Here is a 20,308-nt window from a genome sequence, read left to right as displayed (position 1 = left end):
GCAGCATGATGACTCTTCAAGATTTTAGCACTATTGGGAAAAAAGTGCTTATCAGTACCCTTGTATTTTTAATACCAGTTACTATCCTAACGGGAGGTATTTTATTGGTAGAACATTTATTAAATTAATTAGCCATTTCCTAAAATCACTCAAAATGACCTTAGAAAAAAGCCTTGCTCGGAAAATTTTTCGAGACGCATTAATTAGTCTATTTATTTACGCACTCCCTGTTATCTTACTTTGGGGATGGTTTTATTATAAAGGTGAAAAACCTTGGCTTAACAAAGTGAAAAATACGACAACGACTTCGGCAAGTGCCAAGGAATAGATAGATAAAGACATGAGATGCAAGACGCTAGACAAAAGATGTAAATAATATTTAATTATTGAAAATATTTTGGTTCGTTCCAGATTTCTTGTAGTAAGTAAATGTTCTCGCCTTTTTAATCTATTAAATCTATATATTAATATGACTAATATTTACCTTAAAGCTAACAAATAATATGGTACATTTTATCGAAGAAATTTTTAAAAACCTTAACGGCTGGGGCCTTACAGCATTAACATTCATTTTAGGCTTTGCAGAATTCTCTTTAGGTCTATACGGCAAAAAATGGAATAATAACGAAAAACTATTAGACATTGCTTGCTATACATTACCCAAATTAGTAGTTGGCCCGGTAGTCGCATATTTCGGGTTGAAAGTATTACCATTTGTGTTACCTCATGCCAAAAATGAATTTACTTGGATTCCCTTCGTTTTCGGTGCGTTAATTATTGCTATTTATGATGATTTAACACAATATTGGTATCACCGTTTACACCACCAAGTACCATTTATGTGGCGTTTTCATCGTACACACCATTCTGCTCCATATATGGGAATGGCTATGGCTTCGAGACAAAATATTATTTACACGATTTTCTTTTCTCAGTCTTATGTAACTACCGTATTGGTTTATTTAGGCTTGGGCTATCCAGCCTTATTCGTAAAAGGACTGAAATCATTGATTACTAAATTGGCTCACTCAAGTATAAAATGGGATAAGCCATTTTACGAAAACAAATGGTTACATCCTGTGGCATGGATACTAGAACGTACTATTTCAACACCTGCTACTCACCATGCACACCACGCTGATTCAACGGATGATGGTGTTGGTCATTACAAAGGAAACTTCGGCAATATGTTCTTTTTATGGGATATTATTTTCGGTACGGCACTCATTACACGCCAGTATCCAGCAGCTTATGGTATCAAAAACTATCAAAGTGAAGAATGGTATGCACAGTTATTGTGGCCAATATTTAAATCTAAAAAGGAAGGAAGCGAATTATCAGCTAATGGGCCTGAAGTAGCAGAAGATGAGCCGTCATCAATACCAGTAGCTTTGGAATACGCTTAATTACTAAACATTATTCAAATCTTAAATTCATAACAATGATTAAGACCTTAAAATTTATTGTACTATCACTCGTACTAACTACTACATTGGCACAGAAAAGCGATACGGAGACAAAAAACTTAGTTTCAGTAGCTATTTTTGCTTCAAAAATTCAGCAACAAGCAAAACCGCAGATTATTGATGCCAGAAGTGCGGAAGAGTTTACTCAAAACCATATCAATGGAGCAATCAATCTAATTCCGCAAGATGCGTCTTTTATTGAAAAGCTTAACCCTAGTCAACCAGTGTTTGTTTATTCAATCGCTAATGGCAGAAGTGTAGTATTTGCGAAAGATTTAGCAAGTAAAGGTTTCAAAGAAGTATATGTATTAGATGGTGGTATTGGTGCATGGGTAGGACAAGGCAAAACGGTTTTTACTACCGCTAAAAAAGGATTAACACTCAATGATTTTAACAATATTTTAGCTTCTAACAAACTTGTTTTAGTAGATGTTGGATCAAGATATTGTGGGTCATGTAAAAAAGTAAAACCTGTACTGGAAACCTTAAGAAAAGAACATGGTGATGCGCTAAAAATTGTGGAAATAGAACTTGAAGAAAGTCCGCAATTAATTGCATCCTTGAAGAAGGTTACTTCATTCCCTTATCTTATTTTGTATAAACAAGGGAAAGTGACTTTTGAAAAAAGTGGAATTGCTGAATTGAAAGGTGTTTTAGATACTGCTCTGGCACAAGCCTTGTAGTATTTTCTTAAATCATCGGATAAGTAGTAATTACTCTATCCGATGATTAAACTTTATTATAGAAGCTGTTTAAACTTTCCCTTTCGGATTAAACTAAGTCTTTTAGAATAGCTTGTTCCAAAATTTACTCAACGTAGCGATGCTATGCTTCCCAAATTTTGAAAAAATCAATTCAAAAATACAATACTTTCACCTTAGAAATGGAAAGTTTAAACAGCTTCATAATCAAATAATCCTTACTGTTACCCCCAGTATTCATTTTGTATAAATGAAGCCACTTAATAATATATATAATCCATAGAATAAAAATGAAAAACAAATTACTAAGATTAATTTTTATGTTGACTTTAGCATTCATTTCGATGAATGCTAAATCTCAACAATTGACAGGAAAAATTATTGATTCCAGAACGAAAGAACCAATCATAGGTGCTGCAATAGCTATAAAAGGAACTTCTATAGGAGTAACGACAGATGCCACTGGTAAGTTTATTCTCAAAACCTCTCAAAAACCTCCGTTTACTGTTATCGCTACGTTTGTAGGATACAAGAAAAAAGAAATAGAAATTATTGAATTTGAAAATCTTAACATTTCTTTGATAGAATCAAAAGGACAACGCCTTGATGAGGTAATTGTAGTTGGCTACGGTACTCAGAAAAGAAGTGATATTACAGGTTCAATCGCATCTGTACCTCTAGAAATAAAATCTCAGCCAGTGGCTTCAGTAGAACGTCTTTTACAAGGTTCTGTTGCTGGTGCAATCGTTACGCAAACTTCAGGACAGCCAGGTGGTGGGGTTAGTGTTCAAATCCGTGGTAACAATTCTATCACTGCTGGTAGTGACCCATTATATGTGATTGACGGTTTTCCTATCAACAATGATTATTCATTGAATGATGCTGGAGTAACCAATGGTTCAAAAATCAACCCATTATCATCTATTAATACTGCTGATATTGAATCAATAGATGTATTAAAAGATGCTTCTGCTACTGCCATTTATGGTTCACGTGGTGCTAATGGAGTGGTGATTGTAACTACTAAAAATGGCTCAAAAGGGAAATCTTCTATTAACTATGATGCTTACTATGGTGTTCAAGAAGTAATCAGAACACTCCCTGTTTTGAATGCAAGAGAATGGTGGGCACTTAGAAAAGATGCTGCTAAAAACTCTGGTAAGACCACTTCTCTACCATCGGTTACAGGCTATTCTTTAGATACTTCGGGTGTTGGAACAGACTGGCAAGCAGCTGCATTCAGAAAAGCAGCCATTCAAAGCCATAGTTTATCAATCCTTTCAGGGTCAGATAAAACAAGATTATCGATTTCAGGAAACTACTTTAAACAAGATGGTGTACTTCAAAATACTGATTTCATCCGTTACTCAGGTAGATTTGGCTTAGACCACGACTATAGTAAACGTTTTAAAATCACATCTAGCTTATCAGTAAGTACAACTAAATCACAAGTAGCACCAGCGGCTATTGTAGGTAATTTACTACTTACTCCTCCGTCATTGCCTATTTATAAAGACGATGGTACTTTTGTAGTAAACAGCCCGTTTGAGTCAGGTTTACAAAACCCGATTAACTCTTTATACAATCAATTGAATGAAACAATTACCAACCGTATCTTAGGAAACGTAGCGGGTGAATATACGCTTGCTGAAGGTTTGAAAGCAAAAGTGTTATTTGGTATTGATATCGTTGATAACAAACAGAATCGTTACTTGCCAAGCAGTACAGCGGAAGGTTTAGCACTTTCAGGAGATGCTATCGTGGGTACTGCGTTCACTAGCAACTGGTTGAATGAGAATACATTAAGCTACGACAAAGAGATTAATGCTAAAAATAAAATCAATGCAGTTGTGGGTTTTACTGCACAGCAGTCAAAATCAAAAGGAGCAGTAGCCGAGGCTGCTGGTTTTGCTACTGATGCCTTTTCATATAATAACTTAGGCACAGGAATTACTGCTAGAACGCCAAGTTCATTTGCGAGCGAATGGGCATTAGCTTCTTATTTAGGAAGAGTAAACTATGTTCATGATGATAAATATTTGGTAACGTTGACACTTCGTGCGGATGGTTCTTCAAGATTTGGAGATGGCAATAAGTGGGGATATTTCCCTTCTGCAGCCTTTGGATGGAATGTAAGTAATGAGAAATTCTTCCAAAATGTCAAGAACGTAAGTAGCTTTAAAGTAAGATTGAGCGCTGGTTCGACGGGTAACCAAAATATCCCTTCATATCAATCATTATCTCAGTTAAGCTATTTCCGATACAACTTCTCTAATACAACGGTTTCGGGTTATGCACCAAATACTGTACCTAATCCGAATTTAGGTTGGGAGAAAACCTTCCAAATTGATGGGGGGATTGATGTGGGTCTTTTCAATAACCGTATTTCGCTTGTGGCAGATTATTATTACAAAAAAACAACCGATTTATTGTTGACAAGAACAGTACCGGGTACTTCTGGACTATCTGATTTTTATAACGGACAAGCTTCTGTTATTTACCAAAACATCGGAGCTGTGGCCAACCAAGGATTTGAACTATACATCAATTCACACAATATTGATAGCGATTTGAAATGGAATACTACTTTGGTATATTCTAACAACAGCAATAAAATCTTAAATCTTGGCGACGGTGTAGATCAAATCATTCCTTCTATTTCTTCTCCTTCTATTGCAAAAGTAGGCTATCCGTTGGGGTCATTTATTGTATATCAAACAGATGGCGTTATCCAATCTGGCGATGTTGCCCTTACTCCACAAGCTAACAAAAGTCCAGGTGGACAAAAATACAAAGATATCAGTGGACCGAATGGTGTTCCAGATGGTGTAATCAGTCAGGCTTACGACCGTGTGGTGATTTCAAACCAACCCGCTTTTACAGCAGGGTTAACCAACACTTTCAATTACAAAGGGTTTGACTTAGCTATTTTCTTCCAAGCGTCTATTGGAGGTAAAATCTATAATGCCAACAGAGCGAACCTTGAATTGGGAACGGGTTATACAAACAGTTCAACTGATTTATTAAACAGATGGACGCCTACGAATACCAATACAGATGTAAAGGCAGCTTATCAAGACCCAGCTATTACAATTTCAGATCGTTTTATCGAAGATGCTACATATTATCGTTTGAAAAATATCTCGCTTGGATATACAATTCCAGCTAAAATTGTCAAAAAAGCAAATATCAAAAGCCTAAGAGTATATGTATCAGCACAAAATGCTGCTACTTGGACAAAATATACTGGCTATGACCCAGAAGTAAGTTTGAACGGTCAATCATTGATTAACAAAGGTATTGACTCGGGTGTATATCCAAACAATAAGTCTTATCAAGTTGGGGTATCATTATCATTCTAAAAAGCTGTGAGCGATAAGCTATAAGCATTAAGCAAAAAAATATTAGTCAAATTTTAAAAAAGCTTTAAAGATTATAAGCCTTAGGTTGTAAGCAAAATTATTAGTCAAAACTTATAGCTTAATGCTTACAGCTATTAAATTAGATCATCATGAAATTATTAAAATATATAGCTCTTGCTAGCGTAGGATTTGCTGCTAGCTCTTGCCAATCATTTTTAAAAGAAAGTCCTGAGTCAATTATTTCAGAAGAACAATATTACAAAACCCAAACAGATGCGATTAACGCCGTAAATGCTGTTTACTTCTTATTAAATTCAGGTGGAAGTTCTGTTCAAACCCCCTACAATACCTTGTTCAATACAGGGATGAATTTTGCAGGGGATGATGAAGACCCAGGGCCAGGAGCTACTAACCCAGATGTTCGGTCGTTAGCTGTTTTGGCACATTCATCTTCTAATCTTCGTGTATATGAATTATGGCAACAGCACTATGCTGCTATTAAAAAAGCGAATGTGTCCTTAGAAAAAATCCCTAGCATTACTTTTGACACTACACTAAAAAATAGATTATTGGCAGAAACTAAATTTTTGAGAGCTTTATACTACTTCAATTTGGTACGCTTGTATGGCGATGTTCCATTGATTACAAGCTATCAGAAATATATTAACGCAGGCGATTACGCCATTGCAAAATCGCCTTCAACAGAGGTATATCAGCAAATCGAAAAAGATTTAACCGAAGCTGCTAGTGCTTTACCCATTTCATATTCATCACCTGATGTAGGTAGAGCCACTGCTGGTGCTGCTAAAGCTTTGTTAGCAAAAGTTTATTTAACAAAAGCATCTTTACCGCTGAATCTAACACAACACTATCAGGATGCCGTTAAAAAAGCTGAAGAAGTATTATCATCTGCTGATGGTGGGACAGGAGCTTATGGCTACGACTTGATTGCTAATTATGCAGATGTGTTTTTACCAGCAACCAAAAACGGTAAAGAGCATATTTTCTCGGCTCAGTTCAAATCAAACTCTTTGGGACAAGGAAATAACCAAAATCCACGCTCAATCTTGACGGGTATTCCAGGTTTGACAGGGGCTTATGCAGATATGGTTCGTTTTTATACTGTAGGTAATGATAAATTTTTTAGTGTATATAAGTTGTATCAGCCTACCGATAAAAGAAAAAGAGTAACGTTTGTTACCAACTTTACCAGCCCAATAAATGGCAGAAAATACGCTTTACCAATTGTAAACACTGCCGTACAGAATGACTCAACTCCATTTTTTAATAAAACTTGGGATCCAAACTCACTTTCATTGACTAGTGAATCTGCGGCAAACGTAGCCATCATTCGTTATGCAGAAGTATTACTAATTCATGCAGAAGCTGAAAATGAATTGAATGGTCCTACAGCTAAGGCCTATAAATCTTTGAATAAAGTTAGAAACAGAGCAGGCTTACCCAACCTTACGGAAGGGCTGACTAAAGACCAATTCCGTGAAGCCCTGTATCTAGATCGCCGTTTAGAGTTAGTCTTTGAATACCAACGTTGGTTCGATTTGATTCGCCAGAAAGATGCTACAGGTAAAAGTACGTTTGTGAGCAACCTAGTTAAGGTTGGTAAAACCAATGCGACAGACAAGCATCGCTTGTACCCAATTCCACAGTCTGAGATTGATAATAATCCAAAATTGGAACAAAATACGCTTTGGAAATAATTGATTTTGAATGAGTTGTGGACGAATAAAGTAACTATTCGTCCACAACTCACAAATTACTGACACATCTTTATTTTTTTTTAAATTCATTCAATTATGCAAAAGAATATCATTATAGGTTTGCTGTTTTCAGTAACGCTTTTCTCATTTGTCAAGAAAACTTTTGATGGGAAAGGCACACATGAAAGTAATCCTGACGTAAAAAAAGAAGTATTTAAAGTATTGGACGACTATATGAATACCTTCAACGCAAAGGATGCTAAAGCTTGGCAGGCTACTTACCATTTCCCACATTATCGTTTGGCAAGTGGCAAAATGTCAATATTAGAAAAAGCTGGTATTTTAGATTCAACGGTGTTTATACAACTGGGCAAAACAGGCTGGCATCATAGCAAGTGGAATCATAGAAATATCATCCAAGCCTCTGATGATAAAGTTCATGTCGATACCCAATTTTCACGCTACCGTGCAGATGGCTCATTGATTAAGACCTACGAATCATTATATGTAGTTACTAAAGAAAACGGGAAATGGGGCGTAAAGCTACGCTCAAGCTTTGCTGAATAATTCTTACTCAAAAACTATCATGAGATTTTCAATTAAAGGCATTTTTGCAAACTGACATCCTACCCTAGTCAAGTACTTTGGTTAGCAGGGTTGTTAAGTTCTAATATTGTATTAATTTTGTCCAAATAATATTTTGTAATGGAGATTAATGATTTTTTAAAAGCCTTCCTGACCCTTGCAGAGGTCAAGGTCAACGCTATCCATTTGAGAGTATGCTTTGGATTATCTTTTTAGGGATTTCCTGTGGCTATATTGGCTATCGTTCCATCCATAAGTTTGCTAAAGCTAATGAAGCCTATTTTACTGATATTTTCGGTCTAAAACACGGAGTACCAAGTCATTTAACTTTAGGGCAACAATTACTTGCTTTAGATAAAGACCTTGTCAAACAACGGTTCAATGAATCAATTGTTATCAACCTATCCATCGGTATTCGCTTATGACAATGAGAATAACAAAGAAGTAATTTTTGATGTACAATTCATGAGTTCTTCAAATGGAGCAGGATTTCCTAGCCATCTAGTTCCCGTGGCTTTCTGGACGGGTCAGGGAATTTCAAATTCATATGGTAATGGTTATGGCTCAAGTAATTTTAATATCTCAAAGGAATTAAAAGCTTCTTACTTGACCAACGCTGCTGATGTAAGAAATGCCTTCAATATTCAATTATCATATTCTCAGCCTTTTATTAAAAAATATATTGATATTGCTAAAAAGGGGACAAGTGGTAAAGATTGGCCAATCAATTTTATCGTGTTACGCTATGCTGATATTTTGTTACTTAAGGCTGAAGCAATTTTAAAAGGCGCTAAAGGTACTCAAACAGAAGTAGATGCCTTGGTGAATCAGGTAAGAAATCGTGCAGGTTTACCGAGTATCAGTAATGTTAGTTTCGATACTTTGTTAGAAGAAAGAAGAAAAGAGTTTTTAGGAGAGGGTATCCGTTGGAACGATTTAGTTCGTTCTGGGAACGCTGTTACTAAAATGAACTCATGGATAAAAAATGATGCTATCACAACCATCAATACCGTAACATCAGACTTTTTAATTTATCCCGTTCCAGCTACAGAAATCGGTACAAAAGCAGGATTATACTTACAAAATCCAGGGTATAATTAATCATTTAATGTCTTTAGCAAGCATAGGTAATAAGTTGATTTATTACCTATGCTTTTTTGTTTTATAATCTCAATCGTAATTAATTATTTCTCATTATAATATGCAAAAAATAATTCTGAGCCTTGCTTTTGCACTCTTCTTTATTAGAAGCTCGCCAGCTCAAGTAACCAAAAATAACAAAGCCCCTCGTCCTAATATCATCTTTATTTTAGCGGATGACTTAGGCTATGGCGATATTGGGGTAAATGGTCAAAAGCTTATCAAGACGCCAAATATTGATAAACTTGCTAAACAAGGGGTACGGTTTACGCAGTTTTATGCAGGGACTAGTGTTTGTGCGCCTTCCCGTTCTTCTTTGCTAACGGGTCTGCATACGGGTCATACTTATATCAGAGGCAATAAAGGCGTTGACCCAGAAGGACAAGAGCCTATCGCAGATTCAGTTTTAACAGTGGCAGAAGTTCTCCAGAAAGCGGGTTATCAAACGGCTGCCTTTGGTAAATGGGGCTTAGGACCAGTAGGCTCTGAAGGCGACCCCAATAAACAAGGGTTCGACCAGTTTTTTGGTTATAACTGCCAGACTTTGGCACATCGCTACTACCCTAATCATCTATGGGAAAACGGTAAAAAGATAATATTAGAAGCTAATCAGAACCTCCGTGAGAATAAAGAATATGCGCCAGATATTATTCAACAAAAGGCGTTAGATTTTGTTGATCATAGAGAAAAGGATAAGCCTTTCTTTTTATTCTTACCTTATATTCTGCCACACGCTGAACTACTTGTTCCTAACGATAGTATTTTTGAATATTATAAAAGCAAATTAGCTAAAAAGCCTTTTAAAGGAAATGATTATGGTGTAAAGGCAACAAAAGGAGGTTATACTTCTCAGGAATATCCACATGCGGCTTTTGCAGCAATGGTTAGTAGACTTGACTTATATGTTGGGCAGATTTTAGATAAACTGAAACAGGAAGGCCTAGATAAAAATACCTTGGTTATTTTTACAAGTGATAATGGCCCACACAAAGAAGGGGGAGCAGACCCTGATTTTTTCAATAGTGGCGGTGGTTTTAAAGGCTATAAGCGTGATTTATACGAGGGTGGCATTAGAGAACCATTTATTGCCCGTTGGACAAACGTTATTAAGCCTAATTCTCAAAATAATCATATTGGTGCTTTTTGGGATTTGTTCCCTACTTTCAGTGAATTGGCAGGTGTAAAAGTAGCTAAAAATATTGATGGACTATCGTTCGCTCCTACCTTAAAAGGTAATAAAGCACAGTCAAGCCATGCTTATCTCTATTGGGAATTTCATGAAAATGGCGGAATTCAGGCAGTAAGACAAGGAAACTGGAAAGCTGTAAAATTGAATGCGTCAATAAATCCTGATGGTGCTATTGAGCTGTATGATTTAGCAAAAGACCCTAAGGAAAGTAAAAATCTAGCTAAACAATATCCTGATAAAGTAAAAGAATTAAGTAAACTAATCAATGAGTCACATGTAGAATCTACTTTATTTCCTTTTTTAAAACAAAATAAGTAGGTTTACATAAAACATTTAAGCGACAGCTCGTCAAAACTAAAAGAGAGCCAACCACCGACTTTCTTACTAAGGTTTGACAAAGCTGTCGCTTAAAATTCAAATATTATCCTATTTGTTCGATAGACAAAGATACTATTTATTTTGTAAAAAACCGCGTAAATAAAAATTTTTAAGCAAAAATTAATTGAGGTGTTTTTTGTTGCTCTGTCTTTTTAATAAAAATATCTTGCTCGTAAATATCTACGATAGTCTTGATAATTAAATCTATTTCTTTGGGTGTATTAGATTTACTAAAAGAAAAACGAACGCTATCTTTATCAAGGTTGCGATTCAATGTTTTCAACACGTGTGAACCATTATTCGTTAGGTTAGAGCAAGCACTACCCCCTGAAACTGCAATGCCAAGTGCATCTAAACGATTTACTAATACGCCTCCTTTTTTCAGATGTGGAAAAGCTACATTTAGGATATTAGGCAAACTGTTTGTCGGTGAATCGCTTTCTCCATTAAAGGAAATTTCCTCTCCAAACAAATCATGTAGTGTAGTACTCATTTTTGATTTCAAGAAAGCAACATAGTTATGATACTCTTCCAAATCTCTGTAGGCAATTTCTAAGGCTTTAGCCATGCCCACAATACCTGCTACATTCTCTGTTCCACCTCTGGTTCCTCTTTCTTGAGCACCTCCATAAATATGAGGCTGTATTTTGCGGTACTTATTAATGTAGATAAATCCTACTCCTTTAGGTCCATGAAATTTATGTGATGACCCAATAATATAGTCTACATTCAGTTTTTTAATATCAAATCTATATTTACCAATCGTTTGCGTAGTATCGCTATGAAAGATAGCGTCATATTTCTTACAGAGTTCGCCAATTTTTGCAATATCATTCAAATTTCCAATCTCATTGTTAGCGTGCATTAAGCTCACTAACGTCTGGTGGTTATTCTTCAAAAGCCATTCAAACTGATTCAAATCAATATTCCCACGACTGTCAATTTTCACAAAATCAGTCTCCAATTCATTGTTCTGGCTGTACTGCCCCAAGGTCTGTAAAACGGCTTTGTGTTCTAGTCTATTTGTTATAACATGCTTAATTTCATAGGTTTTAATTGCTCCAGAAAGTGCTAAATTATTGGCTTCTGTAGCACCAGAAGTAAAGAAAATATCATTTTCTGAGGCATTCAAAAGTCCAGCTATTTTCTGCCTCGACTCTTCTACCGCTTCTCTAGCTTTTCTTCCTATCGCATGACTAGAAGAAGGATTACCGAAATGATTGGTTAGATATGGAATCATGGTATCTAATACCTCCAAATCTAAGGCTGTCGTAGCGGCGTTATCACAATAAATCTCCATGGTGTTTAGTTTTTTAGATTGTTGTCTGATTAATTTTCAAGCTAATAGGCTTAAGAGGTCATTTCACTTCACTGTATTGTTGATGAATTGTATTTATTTTTTTGAAAGAGGTTTCTAAATATTTACTGATTGCAAATATTTTCTAAAATTGGAATTTTTGTTCAAATGGGATACAAACGCCCTTTTTATCATTGCATAGTTGCCCTTTTATTCCTCCAAAAATGTCTAATGAATGTTCTACGATTCTGACTTTAGTCCTGAATTCTGCTTTATCTTTGAAATAAGACACTTCAAATCCCCAATTCTTATCGACTTTTTTTAAAGGACTAACTGGTACAATCTTACCATCATATTCAAAAGAACCATTTTCGGCAAACCAAAAGGTAGTAGGTTGTGGCCCAACATCAGCTTTAAAGTCACTTGAATACAACGACCATCCTTTTTCCAAATTAGCTGTAAAGACTAATTCTACCTCATCGCCCACTTTAAAACTAGGATTGGAATAGCTATATTTCCAGCTAACAATCTGATTGATTTGCTGTGCTTTAATTGCAATAGACGCAAAAATTAAGCACACGATTATAACTATACGTCTCATTATGTATTAGGTTGAGTTAAAACACAAGGTTATGTTGTATTGCTTATTACAATATTTTTTTGTGATTTTTTATGATTTATCATTAGAATAAGGTTGGGGCACCTTGATGGTGGTTTACAGGTTGCCAGAAGATAATTGAGCCTTATCTCTCCCTTCGTTCTTTATAAATCTACTTATTCGATAGACAAAGTTCTATTTTAAATATTACAATTCCAAATTTTCTACTTAAAATTTATGACTTTTTTTGAAAAAATTATTTCATGAAAATTAAATACCCATTTCGGTTAACGCCGCTTGTGCCTTATTGTCTATCGAGTTTTTATACTCGTGTTTTTTATAGGCAATTGCTCTTTCAAACGAAAGTCTGGCTTTTGGTTTATCATTTCTTTGTTGATAAATATAGCCTAATTGCAAGGAAGAACTTGCTCCAAAATGACAGTTTTGTCCTGCACAAAGTGCCATTGCACGCTCAAAAAAAGGAATTGCTTGCGTCTGTGCATTCATTTTTTGCAAGATACTTGCCTTTCTAAAATTGAAGTTAGCCTTATCAATCTGTGAAGTAAACGAATCTTCTTCAAGGTTATCCAAAAACGCTAAGGCTTCTGTATAATGTCCTCCTTCGAAAGCATAACAAGCCTTTACTAGATTCTTGTTTGGAAAAGCTTTTGTTTTCTGAAATTGTTCATAAAAATTTTGTGCAATAATATCTGTTTCAGAGAATTTCTTGCCCACATTCGGAATCTTAGCCAAATGATTCAATGCTTTATCAGGGTTGTTTGTTAGCCAATTGGCAAGAAACAATTTAAAATTTACATCTTTCAAAAAGCTATTCCCACGAAAGTTTTTTAGATAACTCTGATAATACTGAATAGCTGGCGAATAGTTTCCTTTGTTAAATAAGATTTCAGCTTGATACAAATCAAAAATAGGCATGGATATATAAGCAGCACCACTGGGTCTGTTCTGTAATACTTTTTGAGCCATCTCACTTTTGTTGTTTCTTAGCAATATCGATACGCCTAAAAAACTAATCGCTAAATTATCAGGATTATTAGTCACAAATTGACTTAAATCTTGTCGCTCATTATCATCCAATGTCAATACATTCGACTGAATAAATAGCTGATAAAACTTTGCTTCTTTTCCTACAATTTTATCATTAACAGCGATATTCAATTCTTTTAATCCTTGCTGAATACCTCCTTTCAATCCTAATAGTTTTGTAACCCATTTATAGTTTTCAGGAACAGAACCTATCATAACATGAAAAACGCCTAGATTCTTATAATTAGCAGTAAAGTTTGGAAATCGTTTACGATTTTCTTCCAATAATTTATAGGCTGAAATGGCATTAAAACCACCTTTGGTTTCATGGCCTAATTTCATTTTTACCAATGCCCAATGCAATTTGATTTCTGCTTGAACAAATTTATTATAAGGTGAATCTTCATCTAAATCCTTGATTAAATCGAGCCTTTTATCTTCATTATCAGATAACCTTTCATACTCTTTTTCATCTTCGCTAGCAAAAAGCACAATCATGTCCGCAAAATCTTCCAACCAGATTCTAATACCATTATTCGCAGGTTCTTTGGCTAAAAGTTGTTTAGCAGATTGCACCTTTAATTTACAAAGCTCATTATAAGCATTTTGCAAATTTGGGGTAAATTCAAAATCATTTGCAAATGAACTCCCCGAGAACAAGAGAAAGATGACGAGTATAAGGTTCCATTTTTTCATACATGTAGTATTTACCAATGAGAAATAACTGTTGAGATAAATAAGTATAAGTCTGGCAAAACCTTCCATAAGGTTTTGAAACTTAGAAAGATTACTACAGAGCCAACAATAAACATCAGAGGTCTTCTAGGAATTTTGTTAATCAAAATAGCGCCAAAAGGTGCGGCAATAATTCCACCTAATACCAATCCTAAAATGATTTGCCAAGAGTTTACTCCTTCAAAAAACAAGAAAGTAAGTCCGCTAGAAAGTGTAATCAAAAACTCTGCGGCATTTACCGAACCAATCGCATAACGTGGGTTACGTCCCTGCCCTAACAATGAAGATGTAACGATTGGTCCCCAACCACCACCGCCAATGGCATCCATGAATCCACCGAAAATCGCTAACAACCCAACTCGTTTTGTTTTACGTTTAGCGATATTTTTTTGAAACGCTTTTTTCAAAATAACCACGCCAAGTATCAGCATGTATAGCGAGATATAAGGCTTTATAAAATTACCATCAATGATTTCTGACAATAAATATGCTCCCGCTACTGAACCTACCACACCCCAAAGCAAGGCTCTGAACAATTTTTTGTTAATATTTTTAAACTGATAATGCGAGATAGCAGATGCACCAGTAGTGAACATTTCAGAAACATGCACACTTGTGCTACTCAAAGCAGGAGGAACGCCTATTCCCAATAAAAAAGAAGTAGAAGTAATTCCATAGGCCATTCCTAAAGAGCCATCTACTAATTGAGCCAACAAACCTACGCCTAAATATAAATAGAAATCAGGCCCTAGCCACTCTTTGGCTTGATAAGCAGCGTCTAGCAGGGGGGCTTTGCCTATGAAAATACTAAAAGCGATAACATAAATAGCAATGGCAACAACCCACATCAATGAGCGTTCAAACTGATTATTGAGTTTCAGACGAACTGATATTTTATTTAAGAACTGATTGTTTTCCATAATTGATGTAATTAAGAATTATTATACAAATCTGGTTTAGGTTTAATGGAGACCGTAAATTAATCGCAAATACTGGCGATTTAATGTTTTGAAATAAAGCGTAACGATTAAAATGATGCTAAACAAAACATAGGGGTTGAGGGCATTTTCAAAATGGATATAGCCTACCCACAAAATCAGAAAACATCGTGTGTATTCTAAGTAAAAAATCCATCTTCTTTGTTCTAAAATAGCGCCACAATTCACTAGCGTAACTAAGATAATCAGCGTAGTAGCTATTTGTGTTGACAAATCAATTTGCTCTTCTAAAAGCAAAAAGGTAAACAACGTGATTAAAATTAAAGTCATTTGCAAAACCACATAATTCCTAAACCGTGTAGTATAAAGCTTATCTGTTTTATGAATCACAAACTTTTGCTCTAATACTCGTCTATAAGTAGGGTTGATATATTCTGGCTTTCCAAAAAGCATTTTTAGTTTATTTCTCCAACCAGTAGCATACTTAAAAGCATAAGCCATTTCAAGCATGAAATGAAAATGTTGCCATAAAAAACTATTACTGTTCAATGGTTTTGTCAAACCATAAGTTGGTTCTTCTACTTCTTCTGCAAAAGTGCCAAACAACTTATCCCAAATGATAAACACATCGCTGTAGTTTTTATCTAAATATTGATCATTGTTAGCATGGTGTACTCGGTGGTGTGATGGTGTTACAAAAATATATTCTAATACACCCAGTTTGCCAACGGTACGGGTATGAATAAAAAATGGATACAACCCATGTACTAACAAAATAGTTGTAATCATTTCAGCCGAAAAACCTACAATGGGCAAAAGAGACCAAAAGAAAGTACGTGCTACTGCCTGAAATAAAGTAATACGAGCAGATACCGTAAAATTAAACTCCTCACTTTGATGATGTACCACATGCACGCTCCAAAGCAAGTTCACTTCATGTCCTAATCTATGATACCAATACCACAAAAAATCAGTTATTAACAAAAGTCCAATCCAAGATAATACACTTGGCTGAATATGAAAAATGGCAAAATGTTTGTACAGATAATCATATACAAAATAGAATAGTCCCAATGTCAGACCATCCAAAAGTCTTTCAGCGATACCCACACTAAGGTTTGAAATGGTATCGTTGAAATTATAAAAATGTTTTCCTTTCTTTTTTGATACCCAGAATTCCAACCCAATCAAAAACAAGAAGAAAGGAACTGCGAAGGCTAAATAATTGAAATTCATTTATTGTGATCTTTTTAGTAAGTAGTTAGCAAATTTAACTATTTTTAGTTAAACTATCAAATCTATAGATTAAATATTTTATTAAAAATATTTAAAGCTTTACACAAAGCGATTCCCCATTAAAAGATTTAGTTTTATTGCAACAATTAGCAATGTTTGCAAATATTCAAAAAAAGGTTTTGTATTTTGTCTATTGTTTTTACATTCGATGGATTATAAAAAAAAGGGGGGAAACACCATAATAAAAATGATAGAGAATAAAGACTTTACTGACATAATCTTAACACATAAGACACTTTATTTTTCAGAAGAAATCCTGACTGAGCCAGAAAATTATCCCTTGAAATTAGTTGTGACTAAAGCAGGAATTAGATGGTTCACTGTTGATTTTGATAAATATCCTATGGAAGGTCTTTTAGATGTTCTTAAAAAACAATGTGATTCAACACCCAAAAATACTTGGGAAGATTCACTTACCTGCTTGAATAACATTATAGACTTCTTCACCCAAGATGGAAAGAAATTAAATTATAATACGAATAAATTCCTGACAGAACATTTATCTATTTCACTTCTCAGAGACTTCATTGGGTGTGATACAGCTTTCCTTTTCACTTACCTACAAGAGAACAAAGCTGATGAAGTTGATTCGATATTCTTAAATGGACTTATTTCAATATCTTTCGAAGCAGACTTTTCTATTGAACTAGTTATAAATTTGTTCAAGAAAGTTATTGATTTACAAAATAATATTCACCTTAAATGGGTACCAATTATATTCGAATTAGCCTCACAAAACACAGATAAAGCCAAAAATATAATTCAAATTCTTAAAATTGATTTAGACACAAAATATGATGAATTAATTAGTCAATTAATTGGTGGTGTTTGTTCTACTTCATTCATTGAAAATAAAGAGTTCTTCAATCATTTATACAAAGAAGATAAGTTCCAACCCACGGTATTATGGGCAATGACTCGAATAAAGCTAGATTTGAATGAAAATAATATTCTCAAAATGCTTGATTTAGCTGAGACCAATAATAAAGAAATTGCTACTTTATGTAATTTGGTGAGACTGTACATAATTGTTTGGGAAAGTAATTTACTCAAAGAAAAGGTAGGTTTCAGATGTTTTGAAGGTATCAAAAAATTATTAATACATGAAAATCAAAATGTTCTTTATTATTTTCTCGAAAATATTACTCATTATTCAAACCTTCCAGAAGAAAAAGTTTGTGAATTATTGAAAATTTTTTTACAAAACCCAAATCATCCAGCTTCTATATTTTCTGCCAATGGGAGTAATGTTTATGCATTTGATTGGTGCATAAACAAATCTTTCAAAAGTCCAAAATACTTTTTTGAGATATTACTATCATTTATAAATGATACATCTCATGTATTTAATACTGGGATTTTCCAACAATCTTTACCCGAAGTACTTAAAAAATATCCAGAGGAGTCTATACGATTTATTCTAACATGTTTAACAGATTATAAAGGAAAATTACGTCTATTAGGGCATAGACTTATGGAAGAATTGCTTGAATACCATCCTAAGATTCGGTTAGGGGATGGGTTAAAAAACCTAAGTATAGAGCAACAGACAATATTAGTTTTATCTATTTCTATTCCTCAGACCTTAAGGTTTTCCAAATTATTCAGACTTGTTGTTCCAATTTTGGAAATGGGAGAAGAATCTGTTCAACAGCTAATAGTAAAAACATTATTTGAAAACATTTTTCAAAAAGAAGACCTAACCGAAGCGATAAAAGAAGAACTAAGTGATGGTGAATTAAAAAATGAACTACTTGCAATTTTAAATCAAATAGATGAACAAAATAACAAGATTTTTACCAAGAAACGAGAGCTAAAAGAGTTTAACCCTTCCTATTCACAGTATAAAATATTTAATCATTACTCAAAAATATTTTATGGTTTTTTGGACAAGAAAATTCAGCATATCCATAAAGAAAAATCAATAATGAAGTTTTTGGGAAACACAATCATTCTATTAAAAGGAGGTGGATTTAAAAGTGAGTTTAATAGTAATTTTACACCTTTAACAAATATTGGACATAGTGTAAGTATTCCTCAATCAGCGTTTTTAGATTCTGAAGAGGAGATATTCAACAACTCATTATATTTTAACGAAAATTGGGAAACCGCTAAAGACTGGCAAAAATGGTTGAGAAAATCTTAGTACGAGAATACTTGTCAAGTTTAAAAGAAGATGGAGAATTGGATTATATTTTCGTTTTTCTCTTAGAGTCAATGGGCTTTGAAATAATTACAACACCTAAACAATCAAAAGGGCAGTCGCAATATGGAAAAGATATTGTAGCATTAGGTGAGGTAAGAGGAGTAAAATATTGCTGGAATTTTGAGTTAAAAGGCTATGCCGATAAAGACATCAATAGTAATTCTTTCAATAAAGATGATGGAATACGTATGTCTTTACAAGAAATTAAAGATGTGGCATATCAAAACAAAAGTTACCCAGATTTTGATAAATTACAAAAAAAGATTGTATTGGTTCACAATGGAATAGTTAAAGAAAATTTCAAGCCTCAATTTAATGGCTTTATAGAACAAAATTTTGAAGGGGGTGTTTTTGAAGATTGGGATATTTATCGTTTGACAGACTTATTCTCGGAACATTTATTTGGTGAGTATTTACTCGCAGATGATAAAAATGCCTATGCTTTTAAACGATTATTGATGTTTTTAGATGTTCCAGACTATAATTTTGAGGATTTGGAAATCCTTTTTTCAAATATTATTCAGGAGTATAGAACTAATTCAAACGAAAGACAACGCTTGAAAATGTTTGCTACACTTAACTTACTAATGATGATTGTTTGGAGTTATGCACGACAAAAAGATAATCTTAATTCAGCAAAGCATTGTATAAATTATATCATACTGAATACATGGGAATTTCTTTTGGCAAATGATTTTGAAAATTCACAAAAACATAAAAAAAATTATAACAGTTTACTACAAACGCAACTTTTATTTTTTGACGAATATTTTTCTAAAACATGGGAAGTTGCCTCTTTTAAAAATGGGCTTTTTATACCTTCTGGTTTAGGGTTTGAAAATATAGGGTATCCAATTCGTGCATTCGAATATATGGATAACTTGGTATATTACTACGAGTTGAAGAATGCATTTATGGGAGATAATGAATTAGTAAATCTTCAAAAAAGCCAAAAAGACACCTTAATGGTATTTATTAACAATAATCAAAAAGGATGTTGCAAACCTATTTTTGATAATCATTTCATTCCTATTTTTAATTTGGTAGATTTCTTTTTGAGTAGTGTAGAATGTAGTCAAGAGGATGTGAATTTTATAGCTCGATATATAAAAGACTGTATCGAACAAATTACAATAAGAAAACAAATAAAAGGTATATTCCCTTATCATGGTTATAATATGGATAGCTTAATTCATTTGGAAGCTACAAATGAAAAACAAAAGGATTATCCAGATACAAGTTCGTTATTGATTCCATATTTATTGGAAATGCTTGCTATTTTCTCTTTAGATGAACTATATGATGAATATAACAAATTCTTAGAGAAGGAGTTAAGTTTCCAAACGGCTATACCCAATTTTGAAGGTTATCCAGACTTTGAACAACGTTTTTTTAAAGGCCATTTACACAATGAATATAACATAGAGTTCAGTGTCAAACTTCCTTCAACTTTACAAGAATATAAAGAAAGCCTTAATAAAAAGAAAGCTAAAAAAGTACTTTTTAGAACAGAAAAAGCAGGTTATGGATTTTTAATGACACTAGCTCGTTCATTTTATAAAAATGAACCATTTCCTGATGATTGGAGATGTTGGCTTGGGGAATAATTAAAAAGCTTATCCAATTTATTATTAAAATATTTCTTGATAATC

The 20,308-nt window shown here is 34.0% G+C and carries 17 protein-coding genes and 1 riboswitch; of the genes, 12 read left to right on the top strand and 5 right to left on the bottom strand.

The window, feature by feature from the left end; genetic code table 11:
- The first annotated feature begins 5 nt into the window (after positions 1 to 5).
- From VB264_RS14790 to VB264_RS14745, 10 genes are all read left to right on the top strand, one after another.
- Positions 6 to 128 (top strand): hypothetical protein, encoded by a 123-nt coding sequence (locus VB264_RS14790; protein WP_323250574.1) that lies wholly within the window; start codon positions 6 to 8, stop codon positions 126 to 128.
- A 26-nt stretch (positions 129 to 154) separates the two neighbouring features.
- A complete protein-coding gene (locus tag VB264_RS14785; protein ID WP_323250573.1) occupies positions 155 to 328 on the top strand; it encodes a hypothetical protein in 174 nt (57 codons plus the stop codon).
- A 175-nt stretch (positions 329 to 503) separates the two neighbouring features.
- Positions 504 to 1,406 (top strand): sterol desaturase family protein, encoded by a 903-nt coding sequence (locus VB264_RS14780; protein ID WP_323250572.1) that lies wholly within the window; start codon positions 504 to 506, stop codon positions 1,404 to 1,406.
- Positions 1,407 to 1,441: 35 nt separating this feature from the next.
- Positions 1,442 to 2,149: a thioredoxin domain-containing protein gene (locus VB264_RS14775; protein ID WP_323250571.1), complete on the top strand. Its 708-nt coding sequence runs from the start codon at positions 1,442 to 1,444 to the stop codon at positions 2,147 to 2,149.
- Positions 2,150 to 2,457: 308 nt separating this feature from the next.
- Positions 2,458 to 5,529: a SusC/RagA family TonB-linked outer membrane protein gene (locus VB264_RS14770; protein ID WP_323250570.1), complete on the top strand. Its 3,072-nt coding sequence runs from the start codon at positions 2,458 to 2,460 to the stop codon at positions 5,527 to 5,529.
- Positions 5,530 to 5,678: 149 nt separating this feature from the next.
- Entirely contained in the window at positions 5,679 to 7,247 is a 1,569-nt protein-coding gene (locus VB264_RS14765) for a RagB/SusD family nutrient uptake outer membrane protein (protein WP_323250569.1), read from the top strand.
- 96 nt (positions 7,248 to 7,343) lie between these two features.
- Entirely contained in the window at positions 7,344 to 7,814 is a 471-nt protein-coding gene (locus VB264_RS14760) for a DUF6841 family protein (RefSeq protein WP_323250568.1), read from the top strand.
- Between the two features lie 212 nt (positions 7,815 to 8,026).
- The gene (locus VB264_RS14755) at positions 8,027 to 8,257 is read left to right on the top strand and encodes a transposase family protein (protein WP_323250567.1); all 231 of its coding nucleotides are present in this window, start codon (positions 8,027 to 8,029) and stop codon (positions 8,255 to 8,257) included.
- Positions 8,214 to 8,933 carry a RagB/SusD family nutrient uptake outer membrane protein gene (locus VB264_RS14750; RefSeq protein WP_323250566.1) on the top strand — a complete coding sequence of 240 codons (720 nt, stop codon included), beginning with the start codon at positions 8,214 to 8,216 and terminating at the stop codon, positions 8,931 to 8,933. The genes VB264_RS14755 and VB264_RS14750 overlap by 44 nt, the downstream gene beginning before the upstream one ends.
- 100 nt (positions 8,934 to 9,033) lie before the next feature.
- Positions 9,034 to 10,479: an arylsulfatase gene (locus VB264_RS14745; protein WP_323250565.1), complete on the top strand. Its 1,446-nt coding sequence runs from the start codon at positions 9,034 to 9,036 to the stop codon at positions 10,477 to 10,479.
- 169 nt (positions 10,480 to 10,648) lie between these two features.
- Here the strand turns inward: VB264_RS14745 and VB264_RS14740 are convergent, their stop codons facing one another.
- The 5 genes from VB264_RS14740 to VB264_RS14720 all read right to left on the bottom strand — a co-directional run bounded on the left by VB264_RS14740 (position 10,649) and on the right by VB264_RS14720 (position 16,390).
- Positions 10,649 to 11,839, bottom strand: coding sequence for a cysteine desulfurase family protein (locus VB264_RS14740; RefSeq protein ID WP_323250564.1), 1,191 nt, complete (start codon positions 11,837 to 11,839; stop codon positions 10,649 to 10,651).
- A gap of 142 nt (positions 11,840 to 11,981) precedes the next feature.
- The gene (locus VB264_RS14735; protein WP_309917299.1) at positions 11,982 to 12,437 is read right to left on the bottom strand and encodes a protein-disulfide reductase DsbD domain-containing protein; all 456 of its coding nucleotides are present in this window, start codon (positions 12,435 to 12,437) and stop codon (positions 11,982 to 11,984) included.
- 73 nt (positions 12,438 to 12,510) lie between these two features.
- Positions 12,511 to 12,607: riboswitch (SAM riboswitch) on the bottom strand.
- Between the two features lie 97 nt (positions 12,608 to 12,704).
- Positions 12,705 to 14,177, bottom strand: a complete 1,473-nt coding sequence (locus VB264_RS14730; RefSeq protein ID WP_323250563.1) for a tetratricopeptide repeat protein — start codon at positions 14,175 to 14,177, stop codon at positions 12,705 to 12,707.
- An 11-nt stretch (positions 14,178 to 14,188) separates the two neighbouring features.
- Entirely contained in the window at positions 14,189 to 15,136 is a 948-nt protein-coding gene (locus VB264_RS14725; RefSeq protein WP_323250562.1) for a sulfite exporter TauE/SafE family protein, read from the bottom strand.
- A 42-nt stretch (positions 15,137 to 15,178) separates the two neighbouring features.
- Positions 15,179 to 16,390 carry a sterol desaturase family protein gene (locus VB264_RS14720; RefSeq protein ID WP_323250561.1) on the bottom strand — a complete coding sequence of 404 codons (1,212 nt, stop codon included), beginning with the start codon at positions 16,388 to 16,390 and terminating at the stop codon, positions 15,179 to 15,181.
- A 247-nt stretch (positions 16,391 to 16,637) separates the two neighbouring features.
- Here VB264_RS14720 and VB264_RS14715 point away from each other — a divergent pair, with 247 nt between their 5' ends.
- Together VB264_RS14715 and VB264_RS14710 are read left to right on the top strand one after the other, a co-directional pair.
- On the top strand, positions 16,638 to 18,596 hold the full coding sequence (locus VB264_RS14715) for a hypothetical protein (RefSeq protein WP_323250560.1): 1,959 nt from the start codon (positions 16,638 to 16,640) through the stop codon (positions 18,594 to 18,596).
- Positions 18,578 to 20,263 carry a hypothetical protein gene (locus VB264_RS14710; protein WP_323250559.1) on the top strand — a complete coding sequence of 562 codons (1,686 nt, stop codon included), beginning with the start codon at positions 18,578 to 18,580 and terminating at the stop codon, positions 20,261 to 20,263. The genes VB264_RS14715 and VB264_RS14710 overlap by 19 nt, the downstream gene beginning before the upstream one ends.
- Positions 20,264 to 20,308: the final 45 nt, after the last annotated feature.

The sequence above is a fragment of the Arcicella aquatica genome, assembly GCF_034928825.1.
In the GTDB taxonomy this organism is placed as follows: domain Bacteria; phylum Bacteroidota; class Bacteroidia; order Cytophagales; family Spirosomataceae; genus Arcicella; species Arcicella aquatica.
Note: the sequence above shows the minus strand (reverse complement) of the source record. Positions and strands in the feature narration are given on the sequence as shown.

What these genes read in the sequence shown, in the direction of transcription:
- VB264_RS14790 (WP_323250574.1), top strand. Translation starts at nt 6, where the DNA reads ATGATGACTCTTCAAGATTTTAGCACTATTGGGAAAAAAGTGCTTATC.
- VB264_RS14785 (WP_323250573.1), top strand. Translation starts at nt 155, where the DNA reads ATGACCTTAGAAAAAAGCCTTGCTCGGAAAATTTTTCGAGACGCATTA.
- VB264_RS14780 (WP_323250572.1), top strand. Translation starts at nt 504, where the DNA reads ATGGTACATTTTATCGAAGAAATTTTTAAAAACCTTAACGGCTGGGGC.
- VB264_RS14775 (WP_323250571.1), top strand. Translation starts at nt 1,442, where the DNA reads ATGATTAAGACCTTAAAATTTATTGTACTATCACTCGTACTAACTACT.
- VB264_RS14770 (WP_323250570.1), top strand. Translation starts at nt 2,458, where the DNA reads ATGAAAAACAAATTACTAAGATTAATTTTTATGTTGACTTTAGCATTC.
- VB264_RS14765 (WP_323250569.1), top strand. Translation starts at nt 5,679, where the DNA reads ATGAAATTATTAAAATATATAGCTCTTGCTAGCGTAGGATTTGCTGCT.
- VB264_RS14760 (WP_323250568.1), top strand. Translation starts at nt 7,344, where the DNA reads ATGCAAAAGAATATCATTATAGGTTTGCTGTTTTCAGTAACGCTTTTC.
- VB264_RS14755 (WP_323250567.1), top strand. Translation starts at nt 8,027, where the DNA reads ATGCTTTGGATTATCTTTTTAGGGATTTCCTGTGGCTATATTGGCTAT.
- VB264_RS14750 (WP_323250566.1), top strand. Translation starts at nt 8,214, where the DNA reads ATGAATCAATTGTTATCAACCTATCCATCGGTATTCGCTTATGACAAT.
- VB264_RS14745 (WP_323250565.1), top strand. Translation starts at nt 9,034, where the DNA reads ATGCAAAAAATAATTCTGAGCCTTGCTTTTGCACTCTTCTTTATTAGA.
- VB264_RS14740 (WP_323250564.1), bottom strand. Translation starts at nt 11,839, where the DNA reads ATGGAGATTTATTGTGATAACGCCGCTACGACAGCCTTAGATTTGGAG.
- VB264_RS14735 (WP_309917299.1), bottom strand. Translation starts at nt 12,437, where the DNA reads ATGAGACGTATAGTTATAATCGTGTGCTTAATTTTTGCGTCTATTGCA.
- VB264_RS14730 (WP_323250563.1), bottom strand. Translation starts at nt 14,177, where the DNA reads ATGAAAAAATGGAACCTTATACTCGTCATCTTTCTCTTGTTCTCGGGG.
- VB264_RS14725 (WP_323250562.1), bottom strand. Translation starts at nt 15,136, where the DNA reads ATGGAAAACAATCAGTTCTTAAATAAAATATCAGTTCGTCTGAAACTC.
- VB264_RS14720 (WP_323250561.1), bottom strand. Translation starts at nt 16,390, where the DNA reads ATGAATTTCAATTATTTAGCCTTCGCAGTTCCTTTCTTCTTGTTTTTG.
- VB264_RS14715 (WP_323250560.1), top strand. Translation starts at nt 16,638, where the DNA reads ATGATAGAGAATAAAGACTTTACTGACATAATCTTAACACATAAGACA.
- VB264_RS14710 (WP_323250559.1), top strand. Translation starts at nt 18,578, where the DNA reads ATGGTTGAGAAAATCTTAGTACGAGAATACTTGTCAAGTTTAAAAGAA.